Origin of the sequence: Paraburkholderia ginsengisoli NBRC 100965, assembly GCF_000739735.1 — a bacterium.
GTDB lineage: Bacteria > Pseudomonadota > Gammaproteobacteria > Burkholderiales > Burkholderiaceae > Paraburkholderia > Paraburkholderia ginsengisoli.
The window spans coordinates 275,382-294,818 of the sequence record NZ_BBJF01000009.1; the positions used below are offsets into that span (position 1 = coordinate 275,382).

Sequence of the window (19,437 nt, forward strand, 5' to 3'; positions counted from 1 at the left end):
AACATAAAGGAACGACATGTTGCGTGTGATTACCGCGAACCTGAACGGCATCCGCTCGGCGGCGAAGAAAGGTTTTTTCGAATGGTTTGGCGAACAGAATGCCGACGTGCTGTGCGTGCAGGAAATCAAATGCTCGCAGGACGACATGACGCCGGAATTCCTGGCGCCGCACGATTTCACCGGCTATTTTCAGCACGCAGTAAAGAAGGGCTATAGCGGCGCGGGCGTGTACACGCGACACGAACCGGACGAAGTGGTGATCGGCTTCGGCAGCGAGGAGTTCGATCCGGAAGGGCGCTATGTCGAACTGCGTTTCGGCAAGCTGTCGGTGATTTCGGTGTATGTGCCGTCCGGTTCGAGCGGCGATGAGCGCCAGCAGGCCAAGTACCGGTTCATGGACGAGTTCATGCCGCATCTGACCGAGCTGGCCAAGGAGCGTGAAGTGATCGTGTGCGGCGACGTGAACATCGTCCACAAGGAAATCGACATCAAGAACTGGAAGAGCAACCAGAAGAACTCGGGCTGCCTGCCGGAAGAGCGCGCGTGGCTGACCAAACTGTTCGACGAAGTGGGTTACGTCGACGTGTTCCGCACGCTCGACCAGCGCCCGGAACAATATACGTGGTGGAGCAATCGCGGTCAGGCGTACGCGAAGAACGTCGGGTGGCGCATCGATTATCAGATCGCGACGCCGGGCATCGCGGGCAAGGCGAAACGTACCGACGTGTTCCGCGATATCAAGTTCAGCGACCATGCGCCGCTGACGGTCGACTACGACCATAAGGTCAAGAAATAAGCGTTTCCCGGCCCGTGCCGTTCAAGCCGCTCAACGTCTGTCGATCAATCGCGGATCGGCTTGCGGCGCGGACGGCCCATGCCGGCGTAATCCGGCAGCGCGTCCACGCTCTTGCCGATCGCCTTCGCATAGAGCGGCAGCATGTCCGGCAGGCGCTTGATGATGTCCTGACGCCGCGCCGGCGTGTACGGATGCACGTAGATAAAGCCGCGCTCGCGATCGCCGCGCGTCGCTTGTGCGAGGGTGTCCCATAGCGTGACCGCCGCGCGCGGATCGAAGCCGGCACGCGAGGCGATGTCGCTGCCGATCACATCGGCCTCGGTTTCGTCGGTGCTCTCGTACTTCATTTCCAGCAGGCGCGATCCGATGCCGAGCGGCGCCGCGCCGAGGTCGGCGAGGCCAAACAACTGCGGGATCGTGCCGGTCGAATCGAGCTGGCTCGCCTGGAGCTGGCCGAGCCGTTCGCGTGCATGCTCGCGCAATGCGTGCGCGATCTCGTGGCCGATCAGCATGCCGAGTTCGTTGTCGTTCAGGCGCAGGCGGTCGAGCAGCCCACCGTACACGACAATCTTGCCACCCGGCAGACAGTACATGCGGATATCGGGCGAGCGCACCACCGCCACATCCCACTTCCAGTTTTTGGCCCGCTCGTTCCATTTCAGCGAGTACGGGATCATCCGGTCGACGATCGAGCGCACGCGCGTGACGTGCGCGTCGGTGTCGGCGTACAGGCGGTTTGCGTGCTCCGCGCCGTAGGCGATCTGGCCGAACTCTTCGGCGGCTTGCGCCTCCAGCATCGGCGACGGAATCAGGTTGCGGAACACCATGTAGCCGCCGAAGCGCAACTGGTTGTTCGGGGTGTACGGCGGCGGCGAGGATGCGGACGGTGCGGAGGTTGCTGCGGGTGTCTTCGCGGTGACGGGCGACTGGGTCGGCGCCGCCGCGGCCGGTGCGCTGCCGGCGTTGGGCGTGCCGGGTGCGCTCGTGGCGTTGGCCGCATTGGCCGTGCCGTTTGTGCCTGGGCCTGCAGGTGTCGTGCTCTCGGCGTTTGTCGGGCTTGCCGCGCTCGCCGCGGACTTCGCGCTCGGCGCGGTCGCGGTACCGGTCGCGGCAGCCTGTGCGGTTGCCGCCGGCGCGGACGCCGCGTCGGCGCTCGACGGCACGACCAACGCGAGACTACCCGCCCACCCGAGCGCGCATGCCGCGCGCCACGCCTTGCGGCTCGCGTCAAACGACGCCACGCGGTTCATGGCGAGGCGCAACGCGCGCAGAGTGGTCCGCGTCTTCACGAGCGGGTTCTCCACGGCGCGATCCGCACCAGCAGCAACATGCCGGGCAATGCCAGCACCGTGCACGCGATGAAGTAATCGAACCAGCCGATCTGCGCGACCACATAGCCGCTCGCCGCCGACGCCAACGTACGCGGCACCGAAGCCAGACTCGTGAACAGCGCGAACTGCGTGGCCGTGTAGCGCGGATCGGTAGTGCTGGCGATGTACGCGGTGAACGCCGCCATCGTCAGACCGGTGGTGAAGGTTTCGAAGCCGTAGACCAGCGCGAGCGCGACCGAGCGGGGTTCCAACTGCACGGTCCAATCGATGCCGACCAGCGCGAGCAGCTTCGTCGTCCCTTCGCTGAGCCAGACGGCGATGTTGTAAATCTCCGTGAGCCCCGGCGATGCCGGACCGAGATGCGCGAGCCACGCGAAGCCGAGCGTCGACACCATTTGCAGGACGCCGAAGATCCACAGGCCGCGGCCGATGCCGATCTTCATCAGCCAGATCCCGCCGACAATGCCGCCCGCGAGACTCGCGCCGAACGCAGTCGTCTTCGCGATCACGCCGATCTGCGTGCGCGAGAAACCGATGTCGAGGAAGAACGACGTGGACAGCGTGGTCGCCATCGTGTCGCCGAGCTTGTACAGAAAGATGAAGCCGAGCACGAACAGCGCGCCACGCCAGCCGTCGCGTTGAATGAATTCCTTGAACGGCTGCACGATCGCTTCGCGCAGGTTCTTCGGCGGCTTGCCGTGCACTTCGGGCTCGCTGACCACCAGCGTCATCACCATGCCCGGCAGCATGAACGCGGCGGTGACCATGAACACGGTGGTCCACGGCAAATGGTCGGACAGAATCAGCGCGAGCGAGCCGGGCACCAGCGCCGCGATCTTGTACGCGTTCACATGCACCGCGTTGCCGAGACCTTGTTGCGTGTCGCTTAGCAACTCGCGCCGATACGCGTCGATCACGATGTCCTGGCTCGCGCCGAAAAACGCGACCAGTGCGGTCAACGCCGCGACGGTCCAGATCGACTCGCGCGGCGACACAAAGCCCAGAGTCGCGATCGCGCCGGCCACGAGAATCTGCGTGACCAGCATCCAGCCGCGCCGTCTGCCCGGCCGCCAGCCCGGAAAGCGCGGCACGTAGCGGTCCATCAGCGGCGCCCAGATGAACTTCCAGGTGTACGGGAACTGAATCAGCGCAAACAGGCCGATTTCCTTCAGATTGACGCCTTCGGAGCGCAGCCATGCCTGCACCAGATAGACGAGCGTGAACAGCGGCAATCCCGACGTAAAGCCGAGAAAGACACAGATCAGCATGCGCGTATTCAGGAACGCGCGCCAGCCGGGATGTTCTTCGTGAGCGTTAAGTGCAGGCGCCTCGTGCGGCGGGTTCGACATGTGGATAACTTGCGTTAGCTTTTCTTGACGCGATAGACCGCAAGACTACCACGCCAGTTCACGCCCCAGCGCACGGTCTGCCCGTCGTGCAGCACGACTCGATCAAGAATTTCGATGCCGACTTCGGGCGCGAGCGCTTCAAAGTCTTCGATCGTGAGCACCCGCACGTTCGGCGTGTTGTGCCACTGATAAGGCAGCGACTTCGACACCGGCATGCGCCCCTGCAACACGGACAGCCGATGCGCCCAGTAGCCGAAATTCGGAAAAGACACGATGCATTCCTTGCCCACCCGCACCGTCTCGCGCAGGATCGCGGCGGTCTGATGAATGGTTTGCAGCGTCTGCGACAGAATCGCGAAATCGAAACTGCCGTCCTCGAACAGCCGCAGGCCGTCTTCGAGATTCTGCTGGATCACGTTGACGCCGTTTTGCGTCGAGGCCAGCACGCCCGCATCGTTGATTTCGATGCCGTAGCCCTGCACTTCGAGTTCTTCGGTCAACAGCGACAGCAGCGAGCCGTCGCCGCAGCCCAGATCCAGCACGGTGGCGCGCGGTTCGACCCAGCGGGCGATCGCGCGGAAGTCCGGGCGCAGCGCCAGGTAATCGAGTGCTCGCTGGTTCATGCGTTCACCTCGTTCGCAATACGTTCGTAGTAGGCGCGCATCAGGTTGTGATAGCGCGCGTCGTCGAGCAGGAAGGCGTCGTGGCCGTGCGGCGCGTCGATCTCCGCGTACGTGACCGTGCGCTTGTGGTCGAGCAGCGCCTTCACCAGTTCACGCGAGCGGGCCGGCGCGAAACGCCAGTCGGTCGTGAAACTCGCAATCAGGTATTTCGCCGTGGTGTGCGCGACTGCTTTGGTCAGATCACCTTCAAAGGCTTTGGCCGGATCGAAGTAATCGAGCGCGCGGGTGATCAGCAGATAGGTGTTCGCGTCGAAGTAGTCGGCGAATTTGTCGCCCTGGTAGCGCAGGTACGATTCCACTTCGAACTCGACGTCGAAGTTGAAGTTGTACGCGTCCAGCGCGCCTTCCGCGCGGCGCAGCGAGCGGCCGAATTTCTCGGCCATGTCGTCGTCCGACAGATACGTGATGTGGCCGATCATCCGCGCGACGCGCAGGCCGCGCTTCGGCTTCACGTTGTGCGCGTAGTAGTTGCCGCCGTGGAAGTCCGGGTCGGACAGGATCGCCGAGCGGGCGACCTCGTTGAACGCGATGTTTTGCGCCGACAGCTTCGGCGTGGACGCGACCACGATGCAATGTGCGACGCGCTCCGGATACATCATGCTCCACGCAAGCGCCTGCATGCCGCCGAGGCTGCCGCCCATGACGGCGGCGAAACGCGTGATGCCGAACTGATCGGCGACGCGCGCCTGGGCGTTGACCCAATCTTCGACTGTCACGACCGGAAAGGTCGCGCCATACGGATTGCCGGTGGCCGGGTCGATGCTCATTGGCCCGGTCGAGCCGAAACACGAGCCGAGGTTGTTCACGCCGATCACGAAGAACTTGTCGGTGTCGAGCGGCTTGCCCGGACCAACCATGTTGTCCCACCAGCCGACGTCCTTCGGATTCTCCGCGTAGACGCCCGCCACGTGATGCGACGCGTTGAGCGCGTGGCACACCAGCACCGCATTGCTGCGCGCGGCATTGAGCGTGCCGTAGGTCTCGACCATCAGGTCGTAACCGGCTAGCGAGCTGCCGTTCTGCAACTGCAGCGGCTCGGGGAAATGCATTTTTTGGGGAGCGACGATACCGATCGATTCCATTCATCCGCCATTAAAAAAACAGGGCGGCTAGACGGCGTCGGCGAAGCACGGAGGAGAGACTGTGTGCGCGGCTGACGACCTCTTTAGCCGCATTTATAGTGAACCGCGGGAGTATTCCCAGTGGTTCGCGCGCCCGCAATCGAGTCAGCAAATCGGCGCGTGATGGATGTTCAGGGTGTTCCGGATCGCGGTCTTATGTGCTTCAAGGGGCCGCGGTCAGGCGCAAAGTATAGCGGAAAATCTCGCGCGGGGAGCGTCGCCGACGGCCCTCCGCGCGATGCGTGCCGCGCGGCCTACTGGAGGATCAGCAGCAGTTGCGCGTCGGCGTGTTCGGCGGGCAGCCGCGCGAAACCGCTGCGCACATAGCGATGCCAGCGGCCGATGATGTAGCTCAGCAGCAAGCTCGCACGGATCGCGGGATCGTAGTCGGCGGGCAATGGCGCTGTGGCTTGTGTAGTGGTCTGGACGGCGGAGGTCGCGCCTTCGCTCGCGGCCGCGTGCGCTTCCATCTGCGCGAGCCGCAAGCACTGCTTCAGGGACGCCTCCACACGTTCGAGCATCTGATTAACGCGTTCAGTCAGCCGCTCATGTTCGCCGACCAACGCCTCGCACGTCAGCACACGCGTCATGCCCGGATTCTTTGCGGGGAAGTTGAGCAGCATCAGCGCGATGGCGCGTGCCTGGAGCACGCCGTTGCTTTCCTTATCGGCGATCTGGTTGATGAGGCCGAACAGCGTCTGCTCGATGAACTCGATCAGCCCTTCGAACATTTGCGCCTTGCTGGCGAAATGGCGGTACAGCGCGGCTTCCGATACGCCGAGCCGGGCGGCCAGCGCCGCCGTGGTGATCTTTTCGCTTTTCGGCGCTTCCAGCATCGCAGCGAGCGTCTGCAGGATGTGCACGCGGCGCTCGCCGGGCTTCAGGCGCTGCGCGCGCGTGGCGCCCGGTGCAGTGGCTTCGTGTTCGGCTAAGGCTTCGTCAGGCTTGTCGATCGGCTGCATGGCTGTCGTCCCGGCTGCTGTCCCTTCAATCGAACCGAGCGGGTGCCCAGTCGTAGCGATTTTAACGAACGAATGCACCGGTCAACATAATGCGGCCGGCCCGTGCCCGGTAGGCGCGTCGGCACGCCGTCCGCGTGTGGCTTGCGCGGCAGATGGCCGGTGATCCACACCGTGCGGATGCCGAGGCGCCGGTAGTTCTTCAGATGCGAGCGCGTGTCTTCGACCAGGATCGCATCCTTGAGCGACACGTGCGCGTCGCGCATCGCTTTGCGCAACATTGCGTGATCGGGCTTGGCGCGCCAGAGGCGGCGATCGCGCATGTGCTCGATCGCGATCACCTGCTCGAACAGTCGCTCGATGCGCAACTCGGCCAGCACCGCGCGCGCATACGCCTCAGGCGCGTTGGTCAGCACGATCTTGCGGCCCGGCAGCGCCGCGACGAGGCGTGCGATGCCGCGCTCGTGACGGATCATCGAGCCGAGATCGGGGAACGTGTGCACGACCTTCAGGAAGTCGTGCGCGTCGAGCGGATGGTGGCGCGTCAGGCCGAGCAACGCCGCGCCGTAACGCTGCGTGTAGCCGGTGCGCAGACGGTTGGCTTCGTCGATATCCACTTGCAGCGCGTCGATGATGTACTGCGTCATCCCGTGATTGATCGCCGGGAAGATCGCGTGCGATGCGTGGTGCAACGTGTTGTCGAGGTCGAACAGCCAGACCGGTGTGCCGCTTGCGATGTGCGGACGACGCCGCCGGGAAGTGGGAGTGCGCATGGTGGAAAACGCCATTCAGGCGCGGACGGTTGCTGCACGCGCCGAACGCGGAGGGTTCGCGATGCGGGCGGCGGGAAAGGAGGGGAGAGCTTGCGGGTGCAACGCGGCGGCGCGTGACGGGCCGTCGGATGGGCCGCACTGGCAGGACGGCGGCGCCGTGTTGCCAGATGACACACGCGGCACACAGGACGCGCCATTGCGACGCGCCGCGTGTGCCGGATTTGAGGCAGGGATCAATGAGGAATCAGTGCGAGCGGATCATCGTGCCGAACGGCTGTTCGGTGAGAATCTCCAGCAGCACCGAGTGCTCGATACGGCCGTCGATGATGTGCACCGAGCGCACGCCGCTCTTGGCCGCGTCCAGCGCAGACGAGATTTTCGGCAGCATGCCGCCGGAGATCGTGCCGTCGGCGAACAGGCCGTCGATTTCGCGCGCCGACAGATCGGTCAGCAGATTGCCTTCCTTGTCCATCACGCCGGGGATGTTGGTCATCATCACGAGCTTTTCGGCGTTCAGCACGACCGCCAGCTTGCCCGCGACCAGGTCCGCGTTGATGTTGTACGACAGGCCGTCTTCGCCGAAGCCGATCGGCGAGATCACCGGAATGAACGCGTCGTCCTGCAGCGCCTTCACGACCGCTGGATTGATCGCCTCGACTTCGCCCACCTGGCCGATGTCGACGTACTGGCCGGGGTTGTCGCGATCCGGCATCAGCATCTTGCGAGCGTGGATCAGGCCGCCGTCCTTGCCGGTCAGGCCGACCGCATGGCCGCCGAAGTGGTTGATCAGCGTGACGATGTCCTGTTGCACTTCGCCGCCAAGCACCCATTCGACGACTTCCATCGTCTCTTCGTCGGTGACGCGCATGCCCTGGATGAACGTGCCCTGCTTGCCGATCTTTTTCAGTGCCTGGTCGATTTGCGGACCACCGCCGTGCACGATGACCGGATTGATGCCGACCAGCTTCAGCAGGATCACGTCGCGCGCGAAGCCCTGCTTCAGACGCTCCTCGGTCATGGCGTTGCCGCCGTATTTGATGACCACGGTCTTACCGTGATACTGGCGAATGTAGGGCAGCGCCTCGGCCAGGATTTCAGCCTTCAGGGTGGGCGCGATCTGCGAAAGGTCGGGAAGCTCGGACATGGCGGCAGGCTCAGGCACGGAACAGTTAAAACAGCGCGAATTGTACAGGACTGGCGCGCCGCAACAGGGTTTTCGATAGTAGCGCGGGCGACGGCGGCGCGGGCTTTGCGCGCCGCGCAACGGTAGGCGGCGGGCTTTGCATGACGGTCAAGCTTAACTCCCTCGCGTGACCTCTGTGAATTGGCCGAACGGACGACTCACGCGGGGCGGGCAGTCGTGGCATCATTTCCGGAACTTACCCGCAATACCCTTCAGGCCGTCATGAAACCGTCCGCTTCCCGCTCGACCAGCAGCGCGCGCTGCCCGCGCTGCGGTAATGCGTTCGACTGTGGCAGGCATGGGCAGCCATTCGAGTGCTGGTGCCGCGAGATGCCGTCGTTGCCAGCCGACCAGCTCGATGCGGCCCGCCCCTGCCTGTGTCCTGAATGTCTGGCCGCGGAGATCGCGCGCGCGTCTCACGTGGGGCCGGCGGCCGATTCGCGTTGAGCGCTAAGCCGTGAGCCGTGAGCGTGCCGCGACCGCTGGCTCGCTTAGCGCCGCGTTGGCGAAGCCGAAGCGGGCCTATGCCGCGCGATGTCGAGCCGCCAGCGCGCGCAGATCGCGGGCGACGGCTTCCAGCACCGGCTCCCATTCGCCGAATTGCAACTGCCGGTACAGTGTCGCGCTCGGATACCACGGGCTGTCGCTACGCTCGAGCAGCCATACCCAGTGCGGGTTGACGTCGAGCAGCACCCAAGTGCGCTGGCCGAGCGCGCCGCTCAGATGCGCCGCGGACGTGCACACCGAGATAACGAGATCGAGCTCGCTGACGAACGCGGCGGTGTCGTCGAAGCTCGTGAATTCGGCGGTGTAGTCGGTCATTGCGAGACCCGCTGCTCGCGCGGCGGCCACGTCGGTGTCCGCACCCGGTTGCAGCGAATAGAACGCGACGTCCCGCATGCCGCCAAAATGCGCGGCATAGCGCTCCCAACCCACGCGCCGGAACGGATTGCGTTGATGGCCGAGGCTGCCGGTCCACGTGAGTCCGACCTTGAGCCGCGATTCTCCTGCGAGCCGCTTGCGCCACGACTCGCGCGCAGCCGCGTCAGCGAACAGATACGGCGACACAGCCGGGATCGTTGCCTCGCGCGTGTCGAATAGCAAGGGCAGGCTGAGCAGCGGCATTTCATAGTCGAACGGCGGCAGTGTTTCGACCTCGCCGCCGCAACAGTACTCGTCCACATGGCCGCCAAGGCTGCGCGCGAGCAACGCGCCCATGTGCGGGAACGAGTTCCACACCAGCCGGCCGCCTTCGCGATGAACGCGTGCGGCCAGCGTCGGGATATAGCGGCAGAACTGCAGGACGTCGCCCATGCCCTGTTCGCCCCACACCAGCAGAGTCCTGCCGGCGAGCGGTTCGCTGCGCCAGGTCGGCGCGGGCATTCGCGGACGATTGCCGCCGAGTTCGTGCGAGCCGTCCCAGCGAGCCTCGTGCGACACCCAGCCGTTCGCGTAATCGCCGAGCATGAGCTGCAGCATCGCGAGATTGGAGCGCATCGTGGCGTCGTGCGGAGCCAGTGCGTGAGCCGTCGTCGCGACTTGCTGCGCTTCGTTCCAGCGTTGCGCTTCGCGTAGTGCTAGCGCATAGTTGTTCTGCGCCAGCGGGCTGTGCGGCGCACATTGCACCGCGCGCGCACCTGCTTCCAGCGCAGGCGCCAGCTCCAGACTCATCCGGTATGCGTTGGTGAGATTGGTCCAGGCGTCGCTATTAGTGGGGTCGTCGCGGACCGCGCTTTCCAGCAGTGCCCGTTGTTCGCTCAGGTCGCCGCCGCTGAGCATCAGTGCGCCGGCGAGGTTGCTGCGCAGTTGCGGCAGCGTGGGGTCGATGGCGAGCGCGCGGCGATACGGGGCGACGGCTTCATGATGTCGGTTGACCATCTGCAAGGTATAGCCAATTCGAAAGTGCGCCACAGCCCTGTGCGGATCGAGTTGAGCAATAATGGCGGCGAGTTCGAGCGCGTCGGCATGACGATGCTGTTCGAGCAGGGAGCCGATGAGTGATGCGAGCGAAGCGTCGTCGAGCGGATGCAGTTGTGCCGCTGCATTCAGACATTCGGCTTCGGTGGCTGCGCTGGCGCTTTCCCGGGCCGCGGCGGCGTCGCGCAAAAAATTCAGGAAAGCTGATGAGGTGTCGGCGTCGTGATTGGAAGTAGGCTGCATGGAATGGATGCGCGGCGCAGGAGCCGATGGCAAAGAACCGGCCTCTGCGGCGCTGTCGCAAAAGCGATATGTTAGCGGCGGCGCAGCGTGAAGCAATTCGGATCAGTCCGAACGGGTAGACAAAAGTGATGCATCGTATAACTAACACCGGCCGGGTCAATCTAGGCCATCTGTTCTGGCTGCGCAGCCTTGCCATTATCGGTCAACTGGTGACGATCGCATTCGTGCAGATCTTCATCGGCGTGAAGTTGCCGTTGCCCGCGATGCTGCTCGTGATCGCGCTCGAAGTGGTGTTCAACGCGCTCACATGGTGGCGGGTTTCGCAGCAGCGTCCCGAGTCCAACATGGAATTGTTCGGCCAGATCTGGGTCGATCTCGGCGCGTTGTCAGCGTTGCTGTTTCTCTCCGGTGGCACCACCAATCCCTTTGTTTCGCTGTACCTGCCATCGCTCGCGATCGCCGCCGCGGTGTTGCCGTGGCAACTGATGGCGTGGCTCGCGGCGTTCGCGGTGGCGTGCTACGCGGTGCTCGGTTTCGATTCCGTGCCGCTCAATCTCGATAATCCCGCGAACCTGTTCGACTACTACCGCGCCGGCATGTGGGTCAACTTCATGGTCAGCGTCGGACTGATTGCATGGTTCGTCGCGCGCATGTCGCGTGCTCTGCGGCTACGTGACGCAGCGCTCGGAGAAGCGCAGCAGCGCTTGCTTCACGACGAACGCGCGGTCGCACTCGGCGTGCAGGCGGCGACTGTCGCTCACGAAATCGGTACGCCTCTGTCTACAATCGCGATGTTGTCCGAAGAATTACGCGACGCGGCGCGCGGCGACAAGGGGCTCGCTCCGTATAGCGCCGATCTCGAATTGCTCGAACAGCAGATGACGTTGTGCACATCGGCGCTGGCCCGCTTGCGCAGCCGCGCGTCGACCACGACGAATCGGCAGCCGGTCGGCGAGTGGCTCGAATCGTTCGGCGAGCAGTGGCGCTTGCGGCATCCCCATGTGAAGTTCGAACGGATCGGCGTGCCGCCCGCGGATGTCAGTCTCGACGACACGGTGGCCGTCAGTCAGATTCTCACGATTCTGCTCGACAACGCCGCGCGTGCGAGCCGCGATCACGTGACGCTGTCGTGCTCGCTCGGAGCGCACGGCGAGCAGATCGTGTTCGAAGTCTGCGACGCGGGTCCGGGCATTCCGGTCGCGTTACGCGGCTCGCTTGGCGCGATGCCGGTGGACAGCACCCAGGGCGGACACGGCGTGGGCCTCTATCTGGCCTTCTCGGCGGCGTCGCGCCTGAAGGGTTCGATCGAGCTGAACGACGTCAGTGCGATCAAGCCGCGAGGCACGCGTGCGGTGTTGAAACTTCCGCTCGCTGCCGGGCGCACATTTTCTGGCGTGGGCCGTCAAGGCGCCGCGCCATCCAACACGGAGAAACAGGCATGAGCGAAAAGAATTTTCTGGTGATCGACGACGATGAGGTGTTCTCCGGCATCCTCGCTCGCGGTCTGACGCGGCGCGGTTATACCGTGAGCGAAGCGCACAACGCGGATGAGGCGATCAAACTGGCGAACCAGCAGAAGTTCAGCCAGATCACGGTGGATCTGCATCTCGGCAACGACTCCGGCCTGACGCTCGTCGCGCCGTTGCGCGATCTGCAGCCCGACGCGCGCATGCTGGTTCTGACCGGCTATGCGAGCATTGCCACCGCGGTGCAGGCGGTGAAAGACGGCGCGGATAACTACCTCGCGAAGCCCGCCAACGTCGAGACGATTCTGTCAGCGCTGCAGGCGGAAGCCAGCTCGCTGCAAGCAGAAGATGCGATCGAACATCCGATGCCTTTGTCGGTGGCGCGTCTGGAGTGGGAGCATATTCAGCGCGTGCTCGCCGAACACGGCGGCAATATTTCGGCTACGGCGCGAGCGTTGAACATGCATCGTCGAACGCTGCAGCGCAAGCTCGCGAAACGGCCGGTCAAACAGTAAGCGCCGCGTCTGTGCTTTCGCACAGGCGATGACAAAATGAAACGGGCTGCCTTAGCAAAGGCAGCCCGTTTTTTTGTGCGTCAGATTTGATGTGCGTCAGGCAATCTGTACCGACTGACGCAGCATGCACATTCTCACGGCGTCACAGCACGTAACGCGACAGGTCCTCGTCTTCCGCTACTTCGTTTAGCGCGCGATCGACATACGCTGCGTCGATCTGCACGGCCCGACCCGAGTGATTGCCCGCCGAGAACGACACTTCTTCGAGCAGCTTTTCGATCACCGTGTATAGACGCCGCGCGCCGATGTTCTCGGTCTTCTCGTTCACCGAATAAGCGATTTCAGCGAGACGGCGAATTCCGTCGTCGGCGAAATCGAGATGCACATCTTCGGTGGCGAGGAGTGCCTGGTATTGCTTGACGAGGCTCGCATCGGTGGACACGAGGATCGATTCGAAGTCGTTCACCGACAGCGAGTCGAGTTCGACGCGAATCGGAAAGCGGCCTTGCAGCTCGGGAATCAGATCGCTCGGCTTGGCCAGATGGAACGCACCGCTTGCGATGAACAGAATGTGATCGGTCTTCACCATCCCGTACTTGGTGTTGATCGTCGTGCCTTCGACGAGCGGCAGCAGATCGCGCTGCACACCCTGACGGGACACTTCGCCGCCGCCGGCTTCGTTGCGCGACGCGATCTTGTCGATCTCGTCGAGGAAGACGATGCCGTTCTGCTCGACGTTCTGCACCGCTTTGGTTTTCACCTCTTCGTCGTTGAGCATCTTGCCGGCTTCTTCGTCGGTGAGCACCTTCAGCGCTTCCTTCACCTTCATCTTGCGGCGCGTTTTTTTGCCGCCGCCGATGTTCGCGAACATCGAGCGGATCTGCTCGGTCATGTCTTCCATGCCCGGCGGCCCCATGATGTCCATGCCCGCTTGCGGCTGTTCGACGTCGAGTTCGATTTCCTTGTCGTCGAGCAGGCCTTCGCGCAGACGCTTGCGGAAGGTCTGGCGCGTGCTGCCACTTTCGTCGGCAGTATCGGTCGCGCTCGAACTCGCACCGAAACCGATCGGGCGTGCGCCCGGCAGCAGGATGTCGAGGATGCGGTCTTCGGCCTGGTCTCCGGCCTTGGTCCGCACTTTGCGCATTTCCGTTTCGCGGGTCTGCTTGACCGAGATTTCGATCAGATCGCGCACGATGCTGTCGACGTCGCGGCCCACATAGCCGACTTCGGTGAACTTGGTGGCTTCGATCTTGATGAACGGCGCGTCCGCGAGCTTCGCCAGACGCCGCGCGATTTCGGTCTTGCCGACGCCGGTCGGTCCGATCATCAGAATGTTCTTCGGCGTGATTTCCTGACGCAGCGGATCTTCGACCTGCTGACGGCGCCAGCGATTGCGCAGCGCGACGGCCACGGCTTTTTTCGCGCGGCCTTGGCCGATGATGTGTTTGTCGAGTTCGGAGACGATCTCGGCAGGGGTCATTGTGCTCATCGTGGGTCCTTACTCGATCGTCTCGATAACGCGGTTGTGGTTCGTGTAGATGCACATGTCGCCGGCAATCTCCAGCGACTTCTCCACGATTTCGCGGGGCGACATTTCGGTGTTGTCGGCGAGCGCTTTCGCCGCCGCTTGCGCGTAGGCGCCGCCCGAACCGATCGCGCAGATGCCGCCTTCGGGATCGAGCACGTCGCCGTTGCCGGTGATGACGAGGGTAGTGGTCGCGTCCGCGGTGATCAGCATCGCTTCCAGACGACGCAGCATGCGGTCGGTGCGCCAGTCTTTCGCGAGTTCCACGGCGGCGCGCGTGAGGTTGCCTTGGTGTTTTTCCAGCTTCGCTTCGAAGCGGTCGAGCAGCGAGAAGGCGTCGGCCGTGCCGCCGGCGAAGCCGACCAGCACCTTGCCGTTATAGATGCGCCGGACTTTCTTCGCACCGCCTTTCATGACAATGTTGCCCAGCGTCACCTGGCCGTCGCCGCCGAGCGCGACTTTGTCGCCGCGGCGCACGGAGACGATCGTCGTGCCGTGAAATTGCTCCATATGCGTTCCTCTTTGCAAAACGGGTAGGACGCGGCAGCGCGACGCGCTACCGCATGAATCCTGAAAACGGACGGCGCGCGACGTGAAGTCCAACCGGTCGGCGCGCGCTCGTGCAGCGCATGTCCGATTTATTTTAGGGCGTGCGCGGTCATATCAAGAGCTGCCAAATGGCATAAGACAAAAAACTGGGGATTCGGTGCAGGCGCGGGACTATGGCGGAGGCGGGCAGCGAGGCGAGTGGCGGGCCGGAAGGTCATAGTTGCGCAGCGGCGGACGCGCGGCAGAGGCAGCAACGGACATCCGCATGGCGGCTGCATGAAGCCGCACATGAACGGCGCGTGGTCGCTCCGCCCCAAACGCAATATAAAACGCAGTCCAAAAGCGCCGCACAAAAGAAAAGGCGCACGGTTCACCGTGCGCCTCTCGACGAAGCAGCGTGTCAGGGCGCGGAGCCGAAGCCGCGCCGCAAGCGTTCAGTCGCCGAACAGCTTCTGGCGCAGTTCGCGGCGTTCCTGCGCTTCGAGCGACAGGGTTGCCGTGGGGCGCGCGAGCAGACGCGGGATGCCGATCGGCTCACCGGTTTCCTCGCACCAGCCATAGTCGCCCGAATCGATGCGTGCGATCGATTGCTGCACCTTCTTCAGCAGCTTGCGTTCGCGGTCGCGCGTGCGCAGTTCGAGCGCATGCTCTTCCTCGATCGTTGCGCGGTCGGCCGGGTCCGGCACGATTACGGTTTCGCGCAGGTTCTCGGTCGTCTGGCCGGCATTGCGGAGAATGTCCGCCTGTAGCTGTTCGAGCTTGTTCTTGAAGAAGGCGAGCTGATCCTCATTCATGTAATCCTTGTCGCTCATCTTCAGGATTTCGGCTTCGGTCAAGAGTCGTTTCGTCGTCATCTGGCTTACTTCTTCAATGTGAGGCAAAACTCTTACATAGTGCCCGCACTTTCGTATTGCCCGCAAAGGCGCATCGAGGACGCGGAGCGCGAGGGCGGGCACGGACGGTGGACTGTCGTGACGCCGAAGCGCCGGGCGCCCACACGCCGGGCGTCGCAACGCCAATGCGGGGCCGAACTCCTCTGGAAACCGATTCTCAAATGCTCCTGAGGTATTGCTTGCCGGCAGCGCACCTTTTCAGGCTGTACCAGCCGGCATTGTCGGCGTGTCTCCGGACAAGATTTTCCGGCGCCGCTTCAGGCCCGATGCAGCGTATGCGCTGGCCGGGCAATTCGTTGTCATTCTCCAGTGGGGTCGTATTGTAACTGAATCACAATCCGGCACCGCAACTAGCGAAAATCTCCTTGCCGCGCACTGATATCCCGAAAATATAACGCGCGCACGAGCAAAAAGCGATGGTCGTGCACGTATTAATACAGCAGGGTTTTCACGCGCTTTTCATACGCACGACTTTTCCGCGGCTCTCACCACGGACGTCGCGCGCATTCAGCAGATGATTAACGCCGCGCGCGTATCACGGCGCGTTTGCCGAGGGCAGTAGCACGCTGCGTGCCGCGCTGTCGGAGAGCGGCGCGGCAGGCCCAGGTCGAGCAACCGGAGCGCGACTTCAGGCGAGGCAGGCGTCCAGACCGTCGGTGATCAGGTCTTGCGGCAGTTCGATGCCGATGAACACCATCTTGTTGGTCTTCTTCTCGACCGGCTGCCATTTCGCGGCCAGATCGCTGCCCATCATCTGATGCACGCCCTGGAACACGACCTTGCGATCGACGCCCTTCATGTACAGCACACCCTTGTAGCGCAGCAGACGCTCGCCGTAAATCTGCAGGATGCCGCCGAGGAAATCTTCGAGCTTGTTCGGATCGAACGGACGATCGTTGCGGTACACAAACGACTTGATCTTGTCGTCATGATGCGCGTGGTGATGGTGCGCGTGATCGTGGCCTTCGTGGTCGCACTTGCCGTGGTCGTGATCGCAGTTCTCGTGATCGTGGTCGCCGTGGGTATGACCGTGTTCGTCATGCGCATGCGCGTGGCTGTGCGCGTGTTCGTCTTCGACGAGGAAGTCCGGATCGATCTCCAGCTTCGAATTCAGGTTGAAGCCGCGCAGATCGAAGATTTCCTTGATGTCCGCTTCGCCGAAATTGACGACCTTGATCGCCGCCTTGGGGTTCATGTGCAGCAGACGGTGACGCAGATCGGCCACGTGCTGCTCGTCGACCAGATCCGCCTTGGTGATGAACAGGCGATCGGCGAAACCGACCTGGCGCTGCACCACTTCGTGCTCGTCCAGTTGATGATTCGCGTGCTTCGCGTCGACCAGCGTGATGATCGCGTCGAGCAGGAATTCGCTGGCGATCTGATCGTCCATGAAGAACGTCTGCGCGACCGGGCCCGGATTCGCGAGACCGGTGGTTTCGATCACGACGCGGTCGAAGTCCACTTCGCCCGCCTGCTTCTTCGCAGCCAGATCGTTCAGCACACGCGACAGGTCGCCGCGAATCGTGCAGCAGATGCAGCCGTTGCTCATCTGGATGATCTGCTCGCTGGTGTCTTGCACGAGGATCTCGTTGTCGATGTTCTCTTCGCCGAACTCGTTTTCGATCACGGCGATCTTCATGCCGTGTTTTTCATTCAGGATGCGCTTGAGCAGGGTGGTTTTGCCGCTGCCGAGAAAGCCGGTCAGGATGGTGACTGGGATCATGTTGGTCGCCTGTAGGTCGTGAAACGGTGCGTGTTCGAAAGCGTAGGCGGGGCGCGGCTGCCGGATGGCGCGCAGCCCTGTCTAGCCGGTTATTGAAACATATCTGTCAAGCCTGCGCTGACGGGCGGCGTTCGAGCCCGCTTGCGCCAGCGCCGCCCTTGCGCGAAATAGCTGTGAAATTATGGGCGATCAGGCGATTTGCAACAGCAGGCCCTTCAGGTATTCGCCTTCCGGGAACGCCGTGAGCAGCGGATGATCGACGCCCGCGCCGAGACGCTTCAGGATGCGCGCATCGACGCGCGCGTCGGCGGCCGCGCTCGCGACGATCTTCTGGAACAGCTCCGAATCGATCGCGCCCGAGCACGAGTAGGTGAACAGCAAGCCGCCCGGGCGCAGCAGCTTGAGGCCGGTCAGATTGATGTCTTTATAAGCGCGCGACGCGCGGTCCACGTGTTCGCGCGACGGCGCGAATTTCGGCGGATCGAGCACGATCAGGTCGAAGCGCTCGCCGTCGTCGTACAGCTTGCGCAGCGTCTTGAACGCGTCGGCATCGAGCCACGCGGCGCGTTCGGCGTCGAAGCCATTGGCCGCCACGTTCTGCTGGGCGAGCGCCAGCGCTTCGCCCGACGAATCGATCGACACCACCCGTTTGGCGCCGCCTTTCAACGCCGCGAGCGAGAAGCCACCGGTGTAGCAGAAGCAGTTCAGCACGTCGCGATCCTGCGCGAGCTGCTGGACCAGCAGGCGGTTGTCGCGCTGGTCGACGTAGAAGCCCGTCTTGTGGCCGTTGCGCACGTCGACGTGGTAGCGCACGCCGTTTTCGCTCGCGATCAGCACGTCCGACGGCGGCTCGCCGGCCAGCACGCCGGTGATCTGCTCCAGCCCTTCCTTCTGGCGAATCGCCACGTCCGAACGTTCGTAGACATTCGGGCAACCGGTCGCGCCGACCAGCGCCGCGACGATCGCGTCCTTCCACACCTCGACGCCCGCCGCCATGAACTGGCAGACCAGCTGGCTGCGCTGACCTTCGTCCTCGGCGACGTAGTGATCGACGATCAGGCCGGGCAAGCCGTCCGCTTCGCCGAAAATCAGCCGCACCGCGCCGGTGTCGTGCACCATCGTCCGACGATGCGCGAGCGCGCGTTGCACGCGGCGCTTGAAGAACGCGTGATCGATCGGCTCGGCTTCGTCGAAGCTCCACACGCGCGCGCGAATCTGCGAGTGCGGGCTATAGGCGGCGCGCGCGAGAAAGCGGCCGTCGTGCGCGCGCACCAGCACGGTCGCGCCGGGCGCGGGATTGCCATCGACGCGGTCGATCGCGTTCGCATAGACCCACGGGTGGCGGCGCAGCAGCGACTTTTCTTTCGACGGTTTGAGCGTAACGGTATTCATCAGGGTGTCAGAGAGAGCATTGGGCCGCGTCGCGAGGCGCACACGGCGGGTGAAGCGAAGCGGAGAAGACTGCCGGCCGCAGCAGGCGGCGTCAGTCGCGTTTTTTGGCGCGCGGATGCGCCTGGTCGTAGACGTGGGCGAGATGCTGGAAATCGAGCGCGGTGTAGACCTGCGTGGCGGTGATGCTGGCATGGCCGAGCAGTTCCTGCACGGCGCGCAGATCGCCGCTCGACTGCAGCACGTGCGTGGCGAACGAATGCCGCAGCACGTGCGGATGCACGTTCGCGGGAATGCCCGCAACCAGCGCCGCGCGTTTCACACGCTCGCGCACGACATTCGGCGACAGCCGGTTGCCGCGCGCCGACAGAAACAGCGGATGCGGATCGTGCTTCACCATTTCGCCGCGCACCGCGAGCCAAGCGTTCAGCGCGTCGACCGCTTTGCTGCCGACTGGCACGACACGGCGCCGGTTGCCCTTGCCGAGCACTTCGACTTCAGCGGAATCGAGCTTGAGCCAGCCGGCGGAGCGGTAGCCGTCGCTGTCGGCGAAACGGACGTCGAGGCCGACCAGTTCCGCGAGACGCAGCCCGGACGAGTAGAAGAGTTCGAGCATCGCGTGATCGCGCAAACCTTCGGGTGAGGCGGGGGGCGGCCTTTCCATCAGACGCGTGGCGTCGTCGACGGACAGCGCCTTGGGCAGCGTTTTGGCCTGCTTCGGCGCGCGCACGGTGGCGACCGGATTGGCCGGCAGATCGACGCGGCCGGCGAGCCAGCGGTAAAACGCGCGCCATGCCGAGAGCCGGTGGCTGATCGAGCGCGCCGTCAGACCGCCCGCATGCGCGCGTGACACGGCGCCGCGAATGTCGACGGCGGTGAGGCTTTCGAGCGGCCGGCCTTTGGCCAGCAGCTTGAGTTCCTCGAGTTCGTGCGTGTAGCCGCGCAGCGTATGCGCCGACAAGCGCCGCTCATGTTCGAGATTCGACAGGTAGGCGGCGATCGGGTCGGCGGCGGTCACGGTG

At 63.7% G+C, this 19,437-nt stretch carries 18 protein-coding genes; 4 read left to right on the plus strand and 14 right to left on the minus strand.

The window, feature by feature from the left end:
* Window positions 1-16: 16 nt before the first annotated feature.
* Entirely contained in the window at window positions 17-796 is a 780-nt protein-coding gene (locus tag BGI01S_RS17915; protein WP_042327299.1) for an exodeoxyribonuclease III, read from the plus strand.
* A gap of 44 nt (window positions 797-840) precedes the next feature.
* On the opposite strand, the gene BGI01S_RS17920 is transcribed toward BGI01S_RS17915, so the two are convergent.
* The 7 genes from BGI01S_RS17920 to argB all read right to left on the minus strand — a co-directional run bounded on the left by BGI01S_RS17920 (window position 841) and on the right by argB (window position 8,156).
* Entirely contained in the window at window positions 841-2,100 is a 1,260-nt protein-coding gene (locus tag BGI01S_RS17920; RefSeq protein WP_408638594.1) for a M48 family metallopeptidase, read from the minus strand.
* Window positions 2,082-3,476 (minus strand): AmpG family muropeptide MFS transporter, encoded by a 1,395-nt coding sequence (locus BGI01S_RS17930; RefSeq protein WP_042327301.1) that lies wholly within the window; start codon window positions 3,474-3,476, stop codon window positions 2,082-2,084. The genes BGI01S_RS17920 and BGI01S_RS17930 overlap by 19 nt, the downstream gene beginning before the upstream one ends.
* A gap of 14 nt (window positions 3,477-3,490) precedes the next feature.
* A complete protein-coding gene (gene metW, locus BGI01S_RS17935; protein WP_042327302.1) occupies window positions 3,491-4,099 on the minus strand; it encodes a methionine biosynthesis protein MetW in 609 nt (202 codons plus the stop codon).
* Entirely contained in the window at window positions 4,096-5,241 is a 1,146-nt protein-coding gene (metX, locus tag BGI01S_RS17940) for a homoserine O-succinyltransferase MetX (protein ID WP_042327303.1), read from the minus strand. Before metX ends, metW begins: the two co-directional genes overlap by 4 nt.
* A gap of 293 nt (window positions 5,242-5,534) precedes the next feature.
* Window positions 5,535-6,242, minus strand: a complete 708-nt coding sequence (gene slmA / locus BGI01S_RS17945) for a nucleoid occlusion factor SlmA (protein ID WP_042327304.1) — start codon at window positions 6,240-6,242, stop codon at window positions 5,535-5,537.
* Window positions 6,209-7,012 carry a pyrimidine 5'-nucleotidase gene (locus tag BGI01S_RS17950; RefSeq protein WP_042327305.1) on the minus strand — a complete coding sequence of 268 codons (804 nt, stop codon included), beginning with the start codon at window positions 7,010-7,012 and terminating at the stop codon, window positions 6,209-6,211. The genes slmA and BGI01S_RS17950 overlap by 34 nt, the downstream gene beginning before the upstream one ends.
* Before the next feature lie 244 nt (window positions 7,013-7,256).
* Entirely contained in the window at window positions 7,257-8,156 is a 900-nt protein-coding gene (gene argB / locus BGI01S_RS17955; protein WP_007179687.1) for an acetylglutamate kinase, read from the minus strand.
* Window positions 8,157-8,417: 261 nt separating this feature from the next.
* Here argB and BGI01S_RS30610 point away from each other — a divergent pair, with 261 nt between their 5' ends.
* Complete coding sequence (locus tag BGI01S_RS30610) at window positions 8,418-8,642, plus strand: cysteine-rich CWC family protein (protein ID WP_084585414.1); 225 nt, start codon at window positions 8,418-8,420, stop codon at window positions 8,640-8,642.
* A gap of 75 nt (window positions 8,643-8,717) precedes the next feature.
* Here BGI01S_RS30610 and BGI01S_RS17960 read toward each other — a convergent pair whose 3' ends face one another.
* Window positions 8,718-10,355 (minus strand): tetratricopeptide repeat protein, encoded by a 1,638-nt coding sequence (locus BGI01S_RS17960; protein WP_042327306.1) that lies wholly within the window; start codon window positions 10,353-10,355, stop codon window positions 8,718-8,720.
* A 128-nt stretch (window positions 10,356-10,483) separates the two neighbouring features.
* Here BGI01S_RS17960 and BGI01S_RS17965 point away from each other — a divergent pair, with 128 nt between their 5' ends.
* Together BGI01S_RS17965 and BGI01S_RS17970 are read left to right on the plus strand one after the other, a co-directional pair.
* Window positions 10,484-11,797, plus strand: a complete 1,314-nt coding sequence (locus BGI01S_RS17965) for an ATP-binding protein (protein ID WP_042327307.1) — start codon at window positions 10,484-10,486, stop codon at window positions 11,795-11,797.
* Complete coding sequence (locus BGI01S_RS17970; protein WP_042327308.1) at window positions 11,794-12,336, plus strand: response regulator transcription factor; 543 nt, start codon at window positions 11,794-11,796, stop codon at window positions 12,334-12,336. Before BGI01S_RS17965 ends, BGI01S_RS17970 begins: the two co-directional genes overlap by 4 nt.
* Window positions 12,337-12,478: 142 nt before the next feature.
* On the opposite strand, the gene hslU is transcribed toward BGI01S_RS17970, so the two are convergent.
* From hslU to xerC, 6 genes are all read right to left on the minus strand, one after another.
* Window positions 12,479-13,825: an ATP-dependent protease ATPase subunit HslU gene (gene hslU, locus BGI01S_RS17975; RefSeq protein WP_042327309.1), complete on the minus strand. Its 1,347-nt coding sequence runs from the start codon at window positions 13,823-13,825 to the stop codon at window positions 12,479-12,481.
* Window positions 13,826-13,834: 9 nt separating this feature from the next.
* Window positions 13,835-14,371: an ATP-dependent protease subunit HslV gene (gene hslV, locus BGI01S_RS17980; protein WP_042327310.1), complete on the minus strand. Its 537-nt coding sequence runs from the start codon at window positions 14,369-14,371 to the stop codon at window positions 13,835-13,837.
* Window positions 14,372-14,844: 473 nt separating this feature from the next.
* Window positions 14,845-15,264, minus strand: a complete 420-nt coding sequence (dksA, locus tag BGI01S_RS17985) for an RNA polymerase-binding protein DksA (protein WP_012431412.1) — start codon at window positions 15,262-15,264, stop codon at window positions 14,845-14,847.
* A gap of 667 nt (window positions 15,265-15,931) precedes the next feature.
* Entirely contained in the window at window positions 15,932-17,026 is a 1,095-nt protein-coding gene (locus BGI01S_RS17990; protein WP_042327311.1) for a CobW family GTP-binding protein, read from the minus strand.
* Between the two features lie 189 nt (window positions 17,027-17,215).
* A complete protein-coding gene (locus BGI01S_RS17995; protein ID WP_042327312.1) occupies window positions 17,216-18,418 on the minus strand; it encodes a class I SAM-dependent rRNA methyltransferase in 1,203 nt (400 codons plus the stop codon).
* Window positions 18,419-18,509: 91 nt separating this feature from the next.
* Window positions 18,510-19,433, minus strand: a complete 924-nt coding sequence (xerC, locus tag BGI01S_RS18000) for a tyrosine recombinase XerC (RefSeq protein WP_042327313.1) — start codon at window positions 19,431-19,433, stop codon at window positions 18,510-18,512.
* Between the last annotated feature and the right edge of the window lie 4 nt (window positions 19,434-19,437).

Coding starts and splice junctions, on each gene's coding strand:
- BGI01S_RS17915 (WP_042327299.1), top strand. CDS start 17: ATGTTGCGTGTGATTACCGCGAACCTGAACGGCATCCGCTCGGCGGCG.
- BGI01S_RS17930 (WP_042327301.1), bottom strand. CDS start 3,476: ATGTCGAACCCGCCGCACGAGGCGCCTGCACTTAACGCTCACGAAGAA.
- metW (WP_042327302.1), bottom strand. CDS start 4,099: ATGAACCAGCGAGCACTCGATTACCTGGCGCTGCGCCCGGACTTCCGC.
- metX (WP_042327303.1), bottom strand. CDS start 5,241: ATGGAATCGATCGGTATCGTCGCTCCCCAAAAAATGCATTTCCCCGAG.
- slmA (WP_042327304.1), bottom strand. CDS start 6,242: ATGCAGCCGATCGACAAGCCTGACGAAGCCTTAGCCGAACACGAAGCC.
- BGI01S_RS17950 (WP_042327305.1), bottom strand. CDS start 7,012: ATGCGCACTCCCACTTCCCGGCGGCGTCGTCCGCACATCGCAAGCGGC.
- argB (WP_007179687.1), bottom strand. CDS start 8,156: ATGTCCGAGCTTCCCGACCTTTCGCAGATCGCGCCCACCCTGAAGGCT.
- BGI01S_RS30610 (WP_084585414.1), top strand. CDS start 8,418: ATGAAACCGTCCGCTTCCCGCTCGACCAGCAGCGCGCGCTGCCCGCGC.
- BGI01S_RS17960 (WP_042327306.1), bottom strand. CDS start 10,355: ATGCAGCCTACTTCCAATCACGACGCCGACACCTCATCAGCTTTCCTG.
- BGI01S_RS17965 (WP_042327307.1), top strand. CDS start 10,484: ATGCATCGTATAACTAACACCGGCCGGGTCAATCTAGGCCATCTGTTC.
- BGI01S_RS17970 (WP_042327308.1), top strand. CDS start 11,794: ATGAGCGAAAAGAATTTTCTGGTGATCGACGACGATGAGGTGTTCTCC.
- hslU (WP_042327309.1), bottom strand. CDS start 13,825: ATGAGCACAATGACCCCTGCCGAGATCGTCTCCGAACTCGACAAACAC.
- hslV (WP_042327310.1), bottom strand. CDS start 14,371: ATGGAGCAATTTCACGGCACGACGATCGTCTCCGTGCGCCGCGGCGAC.
- dksA (WP_012431412.1), bottom strand. CDS start 15,264: ATGACGACGAAACGACTCTTGACCGAAGCCGAAATCCTGAAGATGAGC.
- BGI01S_RS17990 (WP_042327311.1), bottom strand. CDS start 17,026: ATGATCCCAGTCACCATCCTGACCGGCTTTCTCGGCAGCGGCAAAACC.
- BGI01S_RS17995 (WP_042327312.1), bottom strand. CDS start 18,418: ATGAATACCGTTACGCTCAAACCGTCGAAAGAAAAGTCGCTGCTGCGC.